The following is a 17859-nucleotide window of genomic DNA, read 5'->3' as shown; positions in this document are numbered from 1 at the left end:
CCGCGTGTCATCGCACCGTTGGGCAGGATCACCCCATGGCCGCCCCGCTGACCGCTGAGAACCTCGCCCGTGCGCCGAAGGTGCTGCTGCACGACCACCTGGACGGCGGGCTGCGGCCGCAGACGGTGCTGGAGCTCGCCGACGAGGCCGGGTACCGCGACCTGCCGGCGGACGAGCCCGACGCGCTCGGCCGCTGGTTCCGCGAGGCGGCCGACTCCGGGTCGCTGCCGCGCTACCTGGAGACCTTCGCGCACACCGTCGCGGTGCTGCAGCGCCCGGAGGCGGTGCAGCGGGTGGCCCGGGAGTGCGCCCTCGACCTGGCCGCCGACGGCGTCGTCTACGCCGAGGTGCGGATGGCGCCGGAGCTGCTCACCGACGGGCGGATGTCGCTGGACGAGGTGGTCGAGGCGATGCTCGACGGTTACGCCCAGGGCGCCCGGGAGGCGGCGGCCACCGGCACCCCGATCGTCGTCGGCACCCTGCTGTGCGCGATGCGCCAGGCCGACCGCTGGGTCGAGGTCGCCGAGCAGGTCGTCCGGCACCGGGGTGCGGGCGTCGTCGGGTTCGACCTGGCCGGCCCCGAGGACGGCTTCCCGCCGGACCGCATCCCGGAGGCGATCGCCGTGCTGGACCGGGCCGGCGCGCACCGCACGGTCCACGCGGGGGAGGCCGCCGGGATCGGCTCGATCGCCGCCGCGCTGGACGGCGCCCGCGCCGAGCGGCTGGGCCACGGGGTGCGCATCGCCGACGAGGTGCCGGACGGCGGCCCGCTGGGCCCGGTCGCGCAGCGGGTCCGCGACGCGCAGGTGCCGCTGGAGGTCGCGCCGTCGTCCAACGTGCAGACCGGCGCCTACCCGTCGCTGGCCGACCACCCGGTCGACCGGCTGCACCGGGCCGGCTTCGCCGTGACCCTCAACACCGACAACCGGCTGATGAGCGGGGTCTCGGCCAGCAGCGAGCTGACCGCGGTCGTGGACACCTTCGGCTGGGGGTGGGACGACGTGCAGACGGTCGCCGAACGCGCGCTGACCGGGGCGTTCGTCGACCCGGCCGAGCGCGACCGGCTGCTCACCGAGGTGCTCCGCCCCGGCTACGCCGCCCTGCGCGGCTGACCCCCGGCCGGAGGAACTCCGGGCGCTCGGGAATGCCGATGGCCGTCGCGCTGCTAACCTGACCGTGCCGGTGAGTGTGCCGGTCATCCTCCCGGGCGGTCCTGCCCGGGCACAGCGCATCCGTGCAGATCACGCGTCATCGCAGACGGCGGCGATCACCAGTGTGGGCGTCGGTTCCCCGGCGCCCGGCATCACCACGGGACGCGCACCGATCTGTATCGGAGTTCCCGCTTGTCCTCGTTCGACTCTGTCGACACCCGCACCACCCCTGAGAACACCCCCGACGACGTCACGGCCGCTGCCGTGACCCCGGTCGAGGCCCCCGAGCCCACCGGCCCGACCTTCGCCCAGCTGGGCCTGCCCCAGGGCCTGGTCACCGCGCTGGAGCGCAAGGGCATCCGCCACCCGTTCGCCATCCAGACCTCCGCCCTGCCGGACGCCCTCGCCGGGCGCGACGTGCTCGGCAAGGCCGCCACCGGCTCGGGCAAGACGCTGGCCTTCGGCCTGCCGCTGCTCGCCCGCCTCGGCGACGACGTCCAGCAGGGCCGCCGCGCGCCGCGCGGCCTGATCCTCGTGCCGACCCGCGAGCTGGCCCAGCAGGTGCACGACAACCTGGCCCCGCTCGGGCAGTCGGTCGGCGTCCAGCTGGCCGCCGTCTACGGCGGCGCCTCGATGTACCGCCAGATCCAGCAGCTCCGTCGTGGGGTCGACGTGCTCATCGCCACCCCCGGCCGGCTGCAGGACCTGATCAACCAGGGCGAGACGACCCTCTCCGAGGTCGCCGTCTCGATCATCGACGAGGCGGACTTCATGTCCGACCTCGGCTTCCTGCCGGTGGTCAAGGAGCTGCTCGACCAGACCCGCTCGGACGCCCAGCGGCTGCTGTTCTCGGCCACCCTGGACGGCGAGGTCGACACCCTGGTCCGCCGTTACCTCAAGGACCCGGCGCGGCACGAGGTCGTCAAGGCCGCCGACTCCGGTCCGCAGGCCGAGCACCTGGCCTACAGCGTGTCCTTCCCGGACAAGCTGAAGGTCACCGAGGCGATGGCCGCCCGTCCGGGCCGGATCATCATCTTCGTGCGCACCCAGCACGGGGCCGACCGGCTGGCCGGCAACCTGCAGGCCGTCGGCATCTCCGCCGAGGCCATCCACGGCGGGCTGCCGCAGTCCGCGCGCCGCCGTGCCCTGGAGGCGTTCACCGACGCCCGCAGCCCGGTGCTGGTGGCCACCGACGTCGCCGCGCGTGGCATCCACGTCGACGACGTGTCGCTTGTGCTGCACTACGACCCGCCGGCCGACCACAAGACCTACCTGCACCGCTCCGGCCGCACCGCGCGCGCCGGTGCCGCGGGTGTCGTCGTCTCGCTGCTGCTCCCCGACCAGGTGGGGCAGTCCAAGCGCCGGTTCCGTCAGGCCAAGGTCGACCCGCAGGTCTCCCGGATCCGTCCGGGTGACACCGCGATCAGCGACCTGGTCGCGGGTGGCACCTTCGTGGAGCCGATCGTCCGTCCGGTGCGCGAGTCGCGCCGTCCGGCCGGTGGCTCCGGCGGGCGCCGCCCCTCGGGCGAGCGTCCCGGTGGCTACCGCGGTGGCCCCCGTCGTCCTTCCGGCGACCGCGACCGCACGTACGGAGACCGCCCCTCGGGCGAGCGCTCCTACGGCGATCGGGATCGCTCCGCCGGCCGTCCCTCCGGTGACCGCGACCGCTCGTACGGTGACCGCCCCTCGGGCGAGCGCTCCTACGGCGATCGGGATCGTTCCGGTGGCGGCGACCGGCGCACCGGTGGCTACCGCGGTTCCAGCGAGGGGCAGCGCTCCGGCGGCCGGCCCTCGCGCCCGGCCCGCTCCTACTGAGGTCAGGCCCGTCCCCTGAGGGACGGGCGAGCAACGGCAACGGCCGGCCCCCGCACCGCGGGGGCCGGCCGTTGCCGTTCGTGGGTGACCCCGCGGGGAGCGGGACGGCGCGTCACTCGCGGAAGCGCAGCACCCCGCTGACCTCGGTGACGACCTCGTCCCAGGTGCTGGCCAGCACGGCGGCGTCCGAGGCCGGCAGCGGCGCCGACGGGTCGGACTCGCTGCGGGCGACGGCGCGACCCAGCGGGGTGTCGCCGGTGAGCAACTGCTCCACCCGGGCGAGCCCGGCGTACTCGGCGACGTCGCGCACGCCCTCCACCGGCTGCTCGAGCGCCTCGTGCTGCACCAGCCCGCCCGCCCCGCCGACGACCTCGCGCAGCACCTCGGCGAGCACGGTGAGGTCGTAGCGGTCCTGGTCGGCCGGCAGCGGCAGGACGTCGGTGTCGGCCACCTCCGGCCAGGAGGCGATGCCGGTGAGGTCGTGGCGCTCGTCGGAGGAGCAGAACCGGGCCAGCTCGACCGGGGAGGGGAACAGGAAGACCTGCCCGTCCCGGCCGAGGAACCGGGCCCGGTCCTCCACGTAGCAGCGGAGGGTCAGGCCGGCGCCCTCGGGGACGACGAGTTCGACGGGGAGGATGCCCACGGCCTCCCAGAACTCCTGGGCGGCGGCGACCGCGGCGGGGCTGGCGGTCAGCCGGCTGCCACCGCGGATGTCCCGGGTGCCGGTGGTCTGCACGCCCGGCGCGGCAGCGGTGGACCCGGCGGGCTGGCGCTGCGCGCCGGCCCCGGCCACGGCCGGGCGGGCGGTGTCGTCCTCGTCGACCAGGTCGACGTCGTCCTCGTCGTCGTCGGGCTCGGCCGCGCGGGCCTCCGCCTCCTCGGCGGCCGACGGGTAGTCGTCGGTGGAGACCCGGCCCGCGCCGGTCCAGTCCAGGTGGTCGTCGAGCTCCTCGAGCACGTCCTCCCACAGCTCGTCGATGGCGGTGCCCAGCCGCTGCCACGACTCCTCACCGGTGCGGCCGAGGAACGCCTGCACGCCGAGGGGCAGCGCGGCCACCTCGGGGCGGGCGACCAGCTCGGCGACGGACTCGAACTCGGTCTCGTCGTCGTCGAGCAGGTCGTCCTCGTCGTCGGTGGTGTCGCAGCACTCGGCGATGCGGCCGACGACGTCGACGACGGCGGCCAGCTCGTCGACCGCCCAGCGGTCCGGGTTCTCCGCGACCACGTCGTAGACGCCGTCGAGGTCGAACCGGTGGTCCTCGTCGGGGGTGAGGTCACCGGCGTCGAGCCCGGCGACGACCGGCCAGACCGGGTGGTCGGCCAGGTCGTGGTCGGTGCTGGTGCGGCAGAAGGCCGCCAGGGCAGCGGGGGAGGGGAACAGGTGCACGACGGCCTTGGTGACGCCGTCCTCGGGGTCGTCGTCGTTGAGGTCGGCGGGCACGTCGACCGTGCTGCCGAGGAACGCCTGCCACTCCTCGCCGTCCTCCTCCCAGGGAGGAGCCCAGAGCGTGTAGCCGGTGCGGTCGTCGAGAGTGAGGGCGATGGGGACGATGCTGGGCCTGGCCACCCGCCCATCCTGCCCGGTCGGGCCACACGTCCGCAGGCCGGTCGGTCGGATCACCCGGCCGGTGTCATCTGGGGACGTCGCCGACGCTGCACGGCGAAGGTCCCGGCGACCGCCAGCACGACCCCCACGACCGGTGGGATGAACCACTCCGCCTCGTTGCTCCACCACGCGGCGAGGGCGGCGACGGCGTAGACGGCGACGTTCCGCCACTCGACGGCCGGCAGGCGGCCGGCCGGCACGGTCATCCCTGCGCGCCAGCGGGCGAAGTGGTCGCCGATCACGACGCCGCCGAGCGGTGGGACGAGGATCCCCAGCCACACCAGGTACTCGATGAGGTTGTCGTAGATGCCGGTGACGGCGAGCAGGGTGCCCAGCACCACCCCACCGACGACGAACGGCTTCTTGGACCGTGAGTTCGCCAGCTCCGCGCCGGCGACGCCGAAGTTGTAGGCGGTGTTGTCGTTGGTGGTCCACAGGTTGGCGACCAGGAAGACCAGCCCCCAGCCGACCAGGCCCAGCTGGTACAGCACGAGCACGAAGTCGCCCTCGCCGAAGGACAGCGCCCCGATGGCACCGAAGAACAGCATGAGGAACTCGCCGACCAGGAAGGCGACCAGGCAGGCCCAGAAGCCGCTGCGCGGTGTGCGGGCGAACCGCGTCCAGTTCGGCGCCTGGGTGCCCCCGGAGACGAACGTGCCCACGATGACGGTGACCGCCACCGCGATCGTCATCGAGCTCGTGGGTTCGATGCCGGCCAGTCCGCTCCAGCCGCCCACCTCGTCCAGCGAGCGCCACGTCACCCAGCCGGCCAGGGCCAGCATCAGCGGCACCGACACGACCGACAGGGCGTACATGCCGGCGTAGCCGACGTAGGCGGTCACGCCCATGACCGCGCCACCGGCCAGCATCAGCGCGATCTCCGCGCCGCGGCCCTGCCACTCCAGCGCGCTCGCGACGAGGCCGGCCAGGGTGGCGACCGTGACGCCGTACCAACCGACCTGGGTGCCGCCCAGCAGCACCGAGGCGAGCTTGGAGCCGGCCGTGCCGAGCGAGTAGCGGCACATCATCACCGTGGTGAGCCCGGTGCGGGCACCGATGCCGCCGATCACCGCCACGTAGACGCCGAGGACGAGGCTGCCGAGCAGCAGCACCCAGAACAGCGAGCCGGCGGCGAACGCCGTCCCCACCTGCGCGCCGGCGAGCATCGTCGGGGTGAAGAAGGTGAAGCCCAGCAGCACGATCGCCAGGGAGAACAGCGACTTGCGCGCCGCGGTGGGGACCGGGTCGATGGGGTAGTCGGGGTCGACGGCGGCCGCCACCGAGGCGTCGTCCCGGGCTCGCGTGCTGCTCATCGGGAGACCGCCGCGGCGTCGTCGTCGCTGCCGATGTCCTCGAGCCAGAGGCCGGGCTGCTCGGTGGCGAACCGGGTCATCAGGTCCGTGCAGTCCGGGTCGTCGAGGACGACGACCTCGACGCCGTGCTCGGCCAGCCACTCGTGGCCGCCGGTGAAGGTGCGGGTCTCCCCGACGACCAGCCGGGAGATGCCGAACTGGCGGACCAGGCCGGTGCAGTACCAGCACGGCGAGAGGGTGGTGACCATCGTGGTGCCCCGGTAGGACCGCTGGCGGCCGGCCGCGCGGAAGGCCGCCGTCTCGGCGTGCGCCGAGGGGTCGCCGTCCTGCACCCGGCGGTTGTGACCCCGGCCGAGCACGGTGCCGTCGGCCGCGACGAGCGCGGCGCCGATCGGGACGCCGCCGCTCGCGCCGCCGGCGCGGGCCTCCGCCAGCGCGACGGCGAGCCAGGTGCGGGCGGTCGACTCGTCCAGGGGGACGGGTGGTGTGGTCACGTCCAGGGCCTCCTCGCTCAGCGGTGCGGCCGGGTGCTGCACCGGTGAGCAAGGACGCTGTTCCAGGCCGCCGTGAACCGCAATGATCAACCCGCCGTGGATCAGCACCGCGATCCGTGGCGGATCGTCGCCCCGACCAGGAGGAGCAGCCGTGCTGACGCTCGCCGACTTCCTCGAGCTGGACGCGGTCCGGGAGGCGGGGCCCGAGGTGGCAGTGGCGCCGCCGTCCCCGGGTGCGCCCGTGCGCTGGGTGCACTCCAGCGAGATCTACGAGATCGGGCCGCTGCTGTCGGCCGGGGACCTGCTGCTCACCACCGGGCTAGGGCTGACCGGTGCGGACGCCGGGGCCCGCCGGCACTGGGTCCGCGAGCTGGCGGCGCGTGACGTCGCCGCCGTCGTGCTGGAGCTCGGCCGGTCGTTGCCGGAGCTGCCCGAGGAGCTGCTCGACGAGGCGCGGCGGGCGGGCCTGCCGCTCTACGTGCTGCACCGGGTGGTGCCGTTCATCCGGGTCTGCGAGGAGGCCAACGGTGCGATCCTGCAGCTCGGCGCCCGGCGGTTGCGGACCGTCGACGCGGTGCTCGGTCAGGTGCACGCCGCACTCGCCGCCGGCGGTGGGGTTGCCGAGCTGGTGGCCGCGGCGGCGTCGGTCACCCGGGGGCCGGTGGCGCTGGTGACCCGGTCCGGGCAGGTGGTCGCCGCGGCCGGCGTGCGGGACCAGCGGGCCACCGACCGGCTGCTGCGCCGGCCGATCGCCTCGGCTCCCGTGCGGCTGTGGGACCTGGACTGGGGAGCGGTGCTGCTGGGCGACGGACCGGGCGCCGACCTGCCCGGGCTCGAGCTGCTGGCCGACCGGCTCGCCGGGGTCGCCGCGGTGGCGGTGGGGCAGTCGGGGAGCGGATCCGCCGGCGACCCGGCCGCGCCGCTGCTGGCCGACCTGCTGGCCGACACGGTGCCCGGCACCCGCGAGCTGCTGCTGCGCGCCGGCCTCGCGGACTTCCACCCCCCACCGACCGCACGGGTGCTGGGGTTGGCCGCCACGGCACCGGACCCCCGACAGGTCGTGGGCGCCTGGGCGCACGCCGCCCACGTGCACCACCTGGAGCTGCTGGCCGACCGGGTGCGGGGGGAGGCGCTGGGACTGGTCGCCGTCCCGGCGGCCCCGGACCGCGGCGACCCGGCCGGCTGGCTGGCCGGCGTGCTGGCCGTCGACGGTGCGGTGACCACCGTGGGGCCGGCGGTGTCGTTGCCCCAGGCCGGCCACTCGCTGCGGGAGGCGCACGCCGCGCTGCCCACCGCGACCCTGCTCGGCCGGGGCACGGTCCCGTCCCGGGAGCTGGTGCTGCCGCGGCTGCTCGCCGACCTCGACGACCGCGGCCTGGGGCAGCTGGTGGACGACGCGCTGGCGCCGCTGGTCAGCTGGGACGCCGCCCACGGCAGCGACCTGGTCCACACGCTCTCGGTCCACCTGCGGCACGGCAGCCGGACCGAGACCGCCCGGGCGCTGCACGTGCACCGGCAGTCGCTCTACCAGCGGCTGGAGCGGATCGAGCTGCTCCTGGGCCGGTCGGTCGACGACCCGGCCTCCCACGAGCACCTCGTCGTCGCCACCGCGGCGGCGGCGCTGCTCCACGCCCGTGACCGGAGGCGGAGCCGCCCCCGCCGCCGGTGAGCGAGGCGCTGCTGAGCCGAGGCGCCGGTGTCAGACGCCCATCGGGTGCCACACCGACTTGGTCTCCAGGAACGGCGTCATCCGGCTCAGGCCGGGGTCTGCCGTCCAGTCCGGCTCCTCGGTGGCAGCCCGGAGCACCCGCTTGATGGTGCCGGCGGCGGAGCGCTCCAGCTCCATCGCCAGCGGGCCGGGAGCGCCAGCCAGGTCGATCGCGTCGACGTCGGCGTGCTCGGCCAGCCACGGCCCGATCTCCGCGGCGTCGCCGGTGAGCAGGTTGACCACGCCACCGGGGACGTCGGAGGTGGCGAGCACCTCGCCGAGGGTGATCGCCGGCAGCGGGCGCTCCTTGGCGGAGACGACGACGGCGGTGTTGCCCGCGGCCAGCACCGGCGCGAGCACGCTGACCAGGCCGAGCAGGCTCGACCGTTGGGGGGCCAGGACGGCGACCACCCCGGTCGGTTCGGGAGTGGAGAAGCCGAAGTAGGGGCCGGCGACCGGGTTGGCGCTGCCCAGCACGGCGGCCAGCTTGTCGGTCCACCCGGCGTACCAGACCCAGCGGTCGATGGCGGCGTCGACGGCGGCCCGGGCCTTGGTGCTGCTCAAGCCCTCGCCCGCGGCCACCTCCTCGGCGAACTGGGCGGCGCGGCCCTCCATCACCTCGGCGACCCGGTACAGCACCTGTCCGCGGTTGTAGGCAGTGGCGCCGGACCACTTCGCGAAGGCGCCCCGGGCGGCGACGACGGCGTCCCGGGCGTCCTTGCGGGAGGCCCAGGCGGCGTTGGCCAGGAAGTGACCCTTGGCGTCGTGCACCTCGTAGGTGCGGCCGGACTCCGAGCGGGGGAAGGCCCCGCCCAGGTAGAGCTTGTACGTCTTGCGCACGGTCAGCCGGTCGGTGCTCACTGTCGTCCTCCGGACTCCGACCGCGACCAGGTCGCGTCCCCGATCTGCGCTGAGCTGCTGCGTCCCTCGATCGCGGAGCCCGCCGGGCCCCACTCCTCGCGACTGGTCACTTCGTTCCCTCCAGGTAGGCGGCGAGCCCCTGCCGGCCGCCCTCCCGGCCGTAGCCGGACTGCTTGTAGCCGCCGAACGGCGAGGTCGGGTCGAACTCGTTGAAGGTGTTGGCCCACACGACGCCGGCGCGCAGCTGGTCGGCGACCTTGAGGATCCGCGAGCCCTTCTCCGACCAGATGCCGGCCGACAGCCCGTAGGTCGAGTTGTTCGCCTTGGCGACCGCCTCGTCGGGGGTGCGGAAGGTGAGCACGGACAGCACCGGCCCGAACACCTCGTCGCGGGCGATCCGGTGCGCCGCCGAGACGCCGGTGAAGACCGTCGGTGGGTACCAGAAGCCGCGGTCGGGGAGGTCGCACGCGGGCTGCCAGCGCTGGGCGCCCTCGGCGACGCCGATCTCCGACAGCTCCCGGATCCTCGCCAGCTGCTCGGCGGAGTTGATCGCGCCCAGGTCGGTGTTCTTGTCCAGCGGGTCGCCCACCCGCAGGGTGCCGATCCGCCGCTGCAGCGAGGCGATGACCTCGTCGTGCACCGACTCCTGGACGAGCAGGCGGGAGCCGGCGCAGCAGACGTGGCCCTGGTTGAAGAAGATGCCGCGCACGATGCCCTCGACGGCCTGGTCGATGGGGGCGTCGTCGAAGACGATGTTCGCCGCCTTGCCGCCCAGCTCCAGGGTGAGCCGCTTCTCCGTGCCGGCGACCGAGCGGGCGATCTCCCGGCCGACCTCGGTGGAGCCGGTGAAGGCGACCTTGTCGACGTCGGGGTGGGACACCACCGCCCGGCCGGTCGCCCCGGCGCCGGTGACGATGTTGACCACACCGGGCGGCAGGTCGGCCTGCTGGCACACCTCGGCGAACAGCAGCGCGGTCAGCGGGGTGGTCTCGGCGGGCTTGAGGACGACGGTGTTGCCGGCCGCCAGCGCCGGGGCGATCTTCCAGGCCAGCATCAGCAGCGGGAAGTTCCACGGGATGACCTGGCCGGCCACGCCGAGCGGGCGCGGGGCCGGTCCGAGGCCCGCGTGCTCGAGCTTGTCGGCCCAGCCCGCGTGGTAGAAGAAGTGCGCCGCGGCCAGCGGGACGTCGACGTCCCGGCTCTCCCGGATCGGCTTGCCGTTGTCCAGCGACTCCAGGACGGCGAACTCCCGCGCGCGCTCCTGCAGCAGCCGGGCGATGCGGAACAGGTACTTGCCGCGGTCGGCCGGGCGCATCGGCCCCCAGACCCGGCTGAAGGCGCGGCGGGCGGCGCGGACGGCGCGGTCGACGTCCTCCTCGGTGCCGACGGCGACCTCGCTGAGCACCTCCTCGGTGGCCGGGTTGACCGTCTTCAGCGGGGTGCCGCCACCGTCGGTGAACTCGCCGTCGACGAACAGGCCGTAGCTGGGCTTCAGGTCGACGATCGAGCGGGACTCGGGGGCAGGGGCGTACTCGAACAGGCTGGTCATCTCAGTCCACGCTCACGTGGTCGGGGCCGGAGTAGTGGCCGGTGCGGAGCTTCTGGCGCTGCAGCAGCAGGTCGTTGAGCAGGCTGGAGGCGCCGAGGCGGAACCAGTCGGGGGAGAGCCAGTCGGCACCGGCGGTCTCGTTGACCAGCACCAGGTGCTTGACGGCGTCCTTCGTCGTCCGGATGCCGCCGGCGGGCTTGACGCCGACCTGGCGGCCGGTGGCGGCGCGGAAGTCGCGGACCGCCTCCATCATCACCAGGCAGACCGGCAGGGTGGCGGCGGGAGAGGTCTTGCCGGTGGAGGTCTTGATGAAGTCGCCGCCGGCCAGCATCGCCAGCCAGGAGGCGCGGCGGACGTTGTCCAGCGTGACCAGCTCGCCGGTCTCCAGGATCACCTTGAGGTGCGCGGGCCCGCAGGCCTCCTTCACCGCGACGATCTCCTCGAAGACGTCGAGGTAGCGGCCGGACAGGAACGCGCCACGGTCGATCACCATGTCGATCTCGTCGGCGCCGTTGGCGACGGCGTCCTCGACGTCGGCGATCTTGACCCGCCGGCTGGCCCGGCCGCTGGGGAAGGCGGTGGCGACGGCGGCCACCTTCACGTCGGTGCCGGTCAGGGCCTCCTTGGCGACGTCGACGAGGTCGCCGTAGACGCAGACCGCGGCGGTGGCCGGGCAGGTGAGGTCCTCCGGGTCGGGGCGGCGGGCCTTGGCGGCCAGGCTGCGCACCTTCCCCGGGGTGTCGGCGCCCTCGAGCGTGGTGAGGTCGACCATCGAGATCGCGGTGTCGATCGCCCAGGCCTTGGCGGTGGTCTTGATCGAGCGGGAGCCGAGGACGGCGACCCGCTGCTGGGCGCCCACCTGGTCGACGCCGGGCAGCCCGTGCAGGAACGCGCGGAAGGCGTCGTCCGAGCGGGTCACGTCGGCGAAGGGGTCCGGTGGGGTGCCCGGGGCACCGCCGGACGCGGCCAGCGCGTTCGGGTCGAGCACGTGGGTCATGCGGGGCATTCTCCACTGCCCACCGACAGTCCTGGGGTGCTCACCCTCCTGCGGGGGACCCGGCCGGTGGGGGCCTGCGCTGGAGGTGCCCGTCAAGGCCTCGGGAGGATCTGTGGACGAGCGGCTGACCTGGGGTTTCGGCTTGTCGGCATCCAGTCGATCCACTAGTCTTCGTACACGTGTTCGAAGCGATGGGGAGGTGCTCGGTGACCGGCTCGACGACGCTGGACGTTTCTCCGCCGAACGTGGTCGCCGAGCTCGTCGATGACCTGGCCGGGTTGGACGTGTTGGCGGCGTTGGACGGTTTGGCGGGCGAGGACCTGCACGGGTTGACCGATGGTGGGGTGCTGGACCGGGCGGCGTTGCTGGTGGCGGCGCGGAACCGGTTGGACGCGGAGCTGACCCGCACGGTGCGGCATGCGGCGGTGTCCCAGGCCGCTGAGCGTGACGGGCTGAGGAGCATGCGGTCGTGGTTGATCGGGCACGTGCGGGTGTCGGCGGGGGAGGCCGACCGGATCGTGCGGGCCGGGCGGGTGCTGGAGTCGTTCCCGGTGCTGGCGGCGGGGTTCGCGGCCGGGGAGGTGACTGCTGCTCAGGTGAACGTGGTCGCGGAGGAGGTCGGCCCCAGGGAGGTCGCCCGCGCCGAGGAGCAGGGCATCGACCTGGGTGTGTTCGACACCGCGTGGGCGCGGGTGGCGGCCGAGTCGCCGCATGCGTCGCTGGTGCAGGCAGTGCAGGCCTTCGACGCCGCCCTGGACCCCGATGGGCCGGAGCCCGACCCCACCGAGGGCCGGAGACTGGTCATCGTCACCCACGCCGACGGGAGCATCACTGCCCGGTTCGACGCCGATGCGATCGGCGGGGAGAAGTTCAAGGCGGCGATCGAGTCCCACGTGCAGGCTGACCGGCCCAAGGGCGACACCCGCACCCGGATCCAGCAGCAGGGCGACGCCCTGGTGCAGGTGTGCGACAACCAACTCGCGAGCGGCAATCTGCCGACGCTGCGGACGGTGAAGCCGCACGTCGTGGTCGGCGTCGACCTGGAGGATCTGGTGGATGAGGCGACCGGTGCGGGGGCTGCGGACCTGGGCTTCGGGGCGACGATCTCCGCCGCCCGCGCCCGCTACCTCGCCTGCGACGGCAGCATCTCCCGCATCGTCATGGGCCCCGATGGCACCCCGCTGGACCTGGGCCGGGACCACCGCGTGGTCACCCCCGGCCTGCGCAAGGCAGTCGAGCGGCGGGACAAGAGCTGCGTGTTCGCCGGCTGCGGTGCGCCGACCTGGTGGTGTGACGTCCACCACTCGGCCATCCCCAGGGGCCCGCGGCGAGCTTGCGAGTCGTGGGGAGGGGGTGGTCCTTTGGCACACGAAGGTCCACCACGGCTTCCGGGTCGAGCGACAACCGGATGGCCGATGGCGTACCTGGCGACCCGACGACACCGAGATCCTCATCGGACCGCCGCTCTAGCGTGGCGCGCTGCAGTCCTGCGGCGTGGTCGACTGGGCCGGTGCACCACGTCGTGACCGGTGCGCTCGTGCGGCCGGGCTGCGTCCTGCTCACCCACCGGTCGCCAGACCGCCGCTGGTACCCCGACGTCTGGGACCTCCCGGGCGGTCACGTCGACGACGGCGAGACCGAGCTCCAGGCGCTGCGCCGGGAACTGCGCGAAGAACTGGCGGTCGAGGCCCAGGGCATCGACCCGGCACCGCTGGCCCGGGTCGAGGACCCGGCCGCCGACCTCCGCCTCGGGCTCTGGGTGGTCCGCGACTGGGTGGGAACGCCGGTCAACGCCTGCCCCGACGAGCACGACGAGATCCGCTGGGTCGGCGCGGGGGAGCTGCCGCACCTGGCACTGGCACACCCCCAGTACCGGCCAGCTGCTGAGCACCCTGCTCGCTCGGTGACGGTGCCGGGCGCAGAGGACGAAGGTGCCCGTCGTCGCCAGCCCGCGGCCGGTCCGGCTCCGTGGTCGTCGCGCCATGTGGCGACCCTGCCCTCTCAGCCGGTGTGCCGCACGGACTCAGCGGAGCGCCTTGACCAGGTGCACGATCTCCAACCCAGGGTGCAGCTCTTCCCGCCGGTCTTCGACGTACCCGCGTCGCCGGTACAGCCGGAGGTTGGCCTGGCTCCGTGATCCGGTGAACAACGTGGCTCGGGTGCAGGCGGTCCCTGCCTCGGCTGCGGCCAGCAGGCGGCTGCCGATGCCCAGCCCCTGCTGGTCCGGTGCCACGACCAGCCGTGCGATGTGCAGCACCGAGTCGACCTCGCGGGTGCGCACGGCGCCGACCAGCCGGTGACCGGACCACGCGGCCAGACACCTGCTCACGGCCAGCTCGGACGTCAGCTCGTCGAGCGTCTGCGTGAGTGCCGGCAGCCGGACGTCGTCGTAGAGCTGTGCCTCGCTCACGTACGCCGCCCGCTGAAGGGTCAGCAGCTCCCCGGCCGCTGACGCTGACAGGAGGCCGACCGTCGGCGAGGGCGTGGCCACGCCGGGCTCCGCACCGGTGTCCGCCCCGTCCGCTCCTGCGCCGAGGCGGGCGAGCAGCCGTGGGCTCAGCGCGACGTCGTGCGGCAGCAGCCGGAGTGTGGCGCCGTCGACCGCGACGCCCAGCGACCGGGCCGTGCGGGCCAGCTCGTCCCAGTGGGCGGCCGCCACCTGCTCCTGCGAGCGGCCGCCGAAGGGCTTATCCGGCCCGACGACCATGCGCGCCGTCCGGTCCGCGTCCGCGACGGACACGGTGTCCCACCCGCCCGAAGAGCTCCAGCCCCGGTCGTCCAGCAGCAGCACCCGGCTCCCGTCGACGAGCTCGAGCTCGAGGCGTGTGGACACCGAGACGCCCGCGCCGGCCCGGTCGTCCACCTCGGCCGACGTCAGCAGCCGGGTCACCGTGTCCATCCGCCCATCCTGCGCCGGCGTGCGCCACCCGGTCCGGCTCCACGCCTGACCGGGTGCGATGGGCCGATACGGTGTGCGCCGTGCAGCTCACCGTCGTCGACCACCCGATCGCCCGCGCCCGCCTGTCCCGGATGCGTGACGAGCGCACCGACAACGCCGCCTTCCGGGCCGCGCTGCGGGAGCTGACCCAGATGCTGGTCTACGAGGCCAGCCGCGACCTCTCCGTCGCCGAGGAGCCGATCACCACCCCGGTCACCGACACCACCGGGTACCGGCTGGCCGCGCCGCCGCTGATCGTGCCGGTGCTGCGCGCCGGCCTCGGCATGGCCGACACCGCGCACGGCATGCTGCCGGAGTCCCAGATGGGCTTCGTCGGGCTGGCCCGCAACGAGGTCACCTTCCAGCCGGAGGCCTACATGGCCTCGCTGCCCGAGTCGCTCGTCGGCCGCCAGGTCTTCGTCCTGGACCCGATGCTGGCCACCGGCGGCTCGCTGGTGCACTGCTGCACGCTCCTCACCGACCGCGGCTGCACCGACATCACCGTGCTCTGCGCGCTGGCCGCCCCCGAAGGGCTCCAGCGGCTGGAGGAGAGCGGGCTGCCGCTGCGCGTCTTCACCGCCAGCGTCGACGAGCGGCTCAACGAGAACGCCTACATCGTCCCGGGCCTCGGCGACGCCGGCGACCGCCAGTTCGGCGCGGTCTGACCGTGCGGTTCGGGGTGCTCGGCACCGGTCACTGGGCACGCACCGTGCACGCCGCCTCCCTGGCGGAGCACCCGGACGCCGAGCTGGCCGGTGTCTGGGGTCGCGACCTGGCCAAGGCGAAGGCCGCCGGCGCCGAGTTCGACGTGGCCGGCACCGACGACCTCGACGCGCTGCTGGCCGACGTCGACGCGGTGAGCATCGCCGTCCCCCCGGACGCGCAGGTCCCGCTGGCCGAGCGCGCGGCTGCCGCCGGCAAGCACCTGCTGCTGGAGAAGCCGGTCGGGCTGTCGGTCGATGCCGCCGACCGCGTGGTCGCCGCCGTCGAGACCGCCGGTGTCGCCTCGGTCGTCTTCTTCACCAGCCGCTTCCGGACGGCGACCTCCACCTGGCTGCAGGAGGCCGCCCGCACCACCTTGGCCGGTGGCGCGGTGACCTGGCTGGGCTCCCTGGCCGGCAGCCCCTTCGACTCCGCCTGGCGCCGGCAGCACGGTGCGCTGTGGGACGTCGGTCCGCACGCGCTGGCGCTGCTGGTGCCCACCCTCGGGCCGGTGCGCACGGTGCAGGCCGGGGCCGGGCAGGGCGACACCGTGCACCTGGTCCTCGGCCACGACGAGGGCCGGGCCAGCACCGTGACGCTGTCGCACACGGCCGCCGGGTTGTCCGCGGGCATCGACGCGTGGGTGCACGGCGACGCCGGCCGGCTGGTGCTGCTGCCGGAGCCCGACATCGCGGTCGCCGCGCACCGGGTCGCCGTCGACGAGCTCCAGGCCGCCGCGCTCACCGGTGGTGCCCACCCCTGCGACGTCGCCTTCGGGCGGGACGTCGTCCGGGTGCTCGCCGCGGCGCAGCGGGCCCTGGCGAGCGGCTGCCGGGAGATCGTCGCGCCGTGAGCGGGCTGGCGGCCTGGTACCTGCCGACCGGGCGGATCCGGCGCCGGGACTGGTGGCTGCGGTACGTGCTGCCGATCGCGCTCGTCGGGCTGATGGCCACGTCGATCGACGCGACCTGGTTCCCGGAAAGCTACCCGCGGTTCGAGTCCCGCCCCAACCAGCTCGATCCCGTCGACTGGTTGTGGTTCTTCCCGGCAGAGGGCGGCCCGGTCACCGCTGTCAGTGCGCTCGTTCTCCTGGTGCCGAACGTCACGGCGATGGTGACCCGGCTGCACGACCGCGACCACTCCGCCTGGTGGCTGCTGTGGGCGCTGCTGCCGGGCATCGGCTGGCTGGTCCTCCTGGTGACCCTCGGCTTCCTCGGCACCGATCCGCGCCCCAACCGGTACGGCCCGCCGCCGCGGCGGGCGTGACCGGGGGCCAGGGCGCCGGCGGGCGGGAGCGCGCGTGAGGGACGACGTGGCTCACGAGGGCACGCGAGTGCGCTGGACCGTTGCGCTGCTGCTGGGGTGCACCTTCGCGACCGGGGTCGTCGACGCGGTCGGCTACCTGGGGCTGGACCGGGTGTTCGTGGGCAACATGACCGGCAACGTGGCCATCCTCGGCATGGCGCTGGCCGGGGGCGGGGAGCTGCCCGTGCTCGGGCCGGCCGTCGCGCTGCTCGGCTTCGTGGTGGGGGCCGTCCTCGCCGGCCGGGCCCTCCGCAGCCGGCAGGCCGGCTGGTCCGGGCGGGCCGGGCTGCTGCTGGTCGTCGCCGGGGCGGTCTTCGCCGCGGTCACCGTGGTGCTCGCACTGGCCGGCGCACAGGTCGTCGGACCGGACGACGCCGGCGGCGGGCCGCCCTGGCTCGTGGCCGTGACCACCGTCATGGCCGTCGCCATGGGCGTGCAGGCCGCCACCGCCCGCCGCATCGCCGTCGCCGACCTGACCACGGTGGTGGTGACCTCCACGCTGACCGGGCTCGCCGCCGACTCGCGGCTGGCCGGGGCCTCCGGTGCGCAGTGGCGACGGCGGGCCGGCGCCATCCTCGTGCTGGTGGCCGGCGCCGCCGTGGGCGCGCTGCTGCTGCGGGTCCACCTGGCCGTCGGGCCGGGGCTCGCCGCCGTGGTCCTGGTCGCGGTGGCCGTCGCCGGGCGCCGGGCGCTGCCGACCTCCGGCTGACCCGCCGGTCGCTGCCGTCAGGAGAGGGCGCGCCGCGCCCAGCGGGCCCGCACCCGCAGCACCGCCGCCGCGACCAGGGCGACCACGACCACCGCGGCCGCCCCGGCCCGACCGCCCCGGCCCGACCGCCTCGGCCCGCCGCCCGGCTGGCCGGGGTGCCCCGGTCGGAGTCACCCGGTCGGGGGACAGACCCCGCGGTGGGTGACGGCGACGATGGGCCGCCGGCCTTCCGGACGGCGTCACTTCGCAACGGATGAGGTCTGCGTGAGCATCGCCCAGTGGTACGTGTCCCGCGGCCGGATCAGCCGCCGCACCTTCTGGCTCCACTACGTGCTGCCGATCCTGCTCGTGAACGCGCTGGCCGTCGCGGCCGACCTGGCCCTCGGCTTCAGCCAGGTCACCGACACCACGACCACCACGACCAGCTTCAGCGTGCAGGCGACGTTCGGCGTGCTGTCCCCGATCGTCGCGCTGCTCACCCTGGTGCCGTCGTTCTCCTCGAACGTCACCCGGCTGCACGACCGGGGGCACTCGGCCTGGTGGCTGCTGATGGGGCTCATCCCGCTGGTGGGCGGCCTGATCCTGCTCGTCCAGCTCGGCTTCCTGCCCGGGGAGGAGCGCACCAACGGCTACGGCCCGCCCCCGGCCGGCGAGCGGGTGCCCGAGCCGGACTACCCGCAGACCTACAACTGACCGGTCCGCCGGTGCCCC

The 17859-nt window shown here is 74.5% G+C and carries 17 protein-coding genes; 10 read left to right on the top strand and 7 right to left on the bottom strand.

What is annotated here, in order from left to right:
* Positions 1–35 precede the first annotated feature (35 nt).
* Together JD78_RS13905 and JD78_RS13900 are read left to right on the top strand one after the other, a co-directional pair.
* Positions 36–1112, top strand: coding sequence for an adenosine deaminase (locus JD78_RS13905; protein ID WP_153361717.1), 1077 nt, complete (start codon positions 36–38; stop codon positions 1110–1112).
* 231 nt (positions 1113–1343) lie between these two features.
* Entirely contained in the window at positions 1344–2966 is a 1623-nt protein-coding gene (locus JD78_RS13900) for a DEAD/DEAH box helicase (RefSeq protein ID WP_153361718.1), read from the top strand.
* A 112-nt stretch (positions 2967–3078) separates the two neighbouring features.
* Here JD78_RS13900 and JD78_RS13895 read toward each other — a convergent pair whose 3' ends face one another.
* The 3 genes from JD78_RS13895 to JD78_RS13885 are packed head-to-tail and all read right to left on the bottom strand — an operon-like array spanning position 3079 to position 6379.
* Positions 3079–4533: a hypothetical protein gene (locus tag JD78_RS13895; protein WP_153361719.1), complete on the bottom strand. Its 1455-nt coding sequence runs from the start codon at positions 4531–4533 to the stop codon at positions 3079–3081.
* 50 nt (positions 4534–4583) lie between these two features.
* Complete coding sequence (codB, locus tag JD78_RS13890; protein ID WP_153361720.1) at positions 4584–5885, bottom strand: cytosine permease; 1302 nt, start codon at positions 5883–5885, stop codon at positions 4584–4586.
* A complete protein-coding gene (locus tag JD78_RS13885; protein WP_153361721.1) occupies positions 5882–6379 on the bottom strand; it encodes a nucleoside deaminase in 498 nt (165 codons plus the stop codon). Before JD78_RS13885 ends, codB begins: the two co-directional genes overlap by 4 nt.
* 151 nt (positions 6380–6530) lie before the next feature.
* Between JD78_RS13885 and JD78_RS13880 the strand changes: the two genes are divergently transcribed.
* Complete coding sequence (locus JD78_RS13880; protein ID WP_166521196.1) at positions 6531–8048, top strand: PucR family transcriptional regulator; 1518 nt, start codon at positions 6531–6533, stop codon at positions 8046–8048.
* Between the two features lie 30 nt (positions 8049–8078).
* Here JD78_RS13880 and JD78_RS13875 read toward each other — a convergent pair whose 3' ends face one another.
* The 3 genes from JD78_RS13875 to deoC form a co-directional block, all read right to left on the bottom strand.
* Positions 8079–8948: an aldehyde dehydrogenase family protein gene (locus JD78_RS13875; protein WP_166521195.1), complete on the bottom strand. Its 870-nt coding sequence runs from the start codon at positions 8946–8948 to the stop codon at positions 8079–8081.
* Positions 8949–9054: 106 nt separating this feature from the next.
* The gene (locus JD78_RS13870; RefSeq protein ID WP_194290530.1) at positions 9055–10497 is read right to left on the bottom strand and encodes an aldehyde dehydrogenase family protein; all 1443 of its coding nucleotides are present in this window, start codon (positions 10495–10497) and stop codon (positions 9055–9057) included.
* Between the two features lies 1 nt (position 10498).
* Positions 10499–11494: a deoxyribose-phosphate aldolase gene (deoC, locus tag JD78_RS13865; RefSeq protein WP_153361723.1), complete on the bottom strand. Its 996-nt coding sequence runs from the start codon at positions 11492–11494 to the stop codon at positions 10499–10501.
* 206 nt (positions 11495–11700) lie between these two features.
* Here deoC and JD78_RS13860 point away from each other — a divergent pair, with 206 nt between their 5' ends.
* Together JD78_RS13860 and JD78_RS13855 are read left to right on the top strand one after the other, a co-directional pair.
* Positions 11701–13020, top strand: coding sequence for a DUF222 domain-containing protein (locus JD78_RS13860; protein WP_341800135.1), 1320 nt, complete (start codon positions 11701–11703; stop codon positions 13018–13020).
* Positions 13005–13631: an NUDIX domain-containing protein gene (locus tag JD78_RS13855; protein ID WP_208104104.1), complete on the top strand. Its 627-nt coding sequence runs from the start codon at positions 13005–13007 to the stop codon at positions 13629–13631. Before JD78_RS13860 ends, JD78_RS13855 begins: the two co-directional genes overlap by 16 nt.
* Here JD78_RS13855 and JD78_RS21780 read toward each other — a convergent pair.
* A complete protein-coding gene (locus JD78_RS21780; RefSeq protein ID WP_208104103.1) occupies positions 13518–14393 on the bottom strand; it encodes a GNAT family N-acetyltransferase in 876 nt (291 codons plus the stop codon). The two genes, JD78_RS13855 and JD78_RS21780, sit on opposite strands and share 114 nt — an antisense overlap.
* Positions 14394–14473: 80 nt before the next feature.
* Between JD78_RS21780 and upp the strand changes: the two genes are divergently transcribed.
* The 5 genes from upp (at position 14474) to JD78_RS13820 (ending at position 17841) form a co-directional block, all read left to right on the top strand.
* Positions 14474–15097, top strand: coding sequence for a uracil phosphoribosyltransferase (gene upp / locus JD78_RS13840; protein ID WP_153359147.1), 624 nt, complete (start codon positions 14474–14476; stop codon positions 15095–15097).
* Between the two features lie 2 nt (positions 15098–15099).
* On the top strand, positions 15100–15987 hold the full coding sequence (locus JD78_RS13835; protein ID WP_153359145.1) for a Gfo/Idh/MocA family protein: 888 nt from the start codon (positions 15100–15102) through the stop codon (positions 15985–15987).
* Entirely contained in the window at positions 15984–16400 is a 417-nt protein-coding gene (locus tag JD78_RS13830; protein WP_166521194.1) for a DUF805 domain-containing protein, read from the top strand. Before JD78_RS13835 ends, JD78_RS13830 begins: the two co-directional genes overlap by 4 nt.
* 34 nt (positions 16401–16434) lie before the next feature.
* Entirely contained in the window at positions 16435–17148 is a 714-nt protein-coding gene (locus tag JD78_RS13825) for a YoaK family protein (protein WP_228395068.1), read from the top strand.
* Between the two features lie 264 nt (positions 17149–17412).
* Positions 17413–17841 (top strand): DUF805 domain-containing protein, encoded by a 429-nt coding sequence (locus JD78_RS13820; protein ID WP_166521193.1) that lies wholly within the window; start codon positions 17413–17415, stop codon positions 17839–17841.
* Positions 17842–17859 lie beyond the last annotated feature (18 nt).

This window comes from Modestobacter roseus (assembly GCF_007994135.1).
GTDB lineage: Bacteria > Actinomycetota > Actinomycetes > Mycobacteriales > Geodermatophilaceae > Modestobacter > Modestobacter roseus.
Note: the sequence above shows the minus strand (reverse complement) of the source record. Positions and strands in the feature narration are given on the sequence as shown.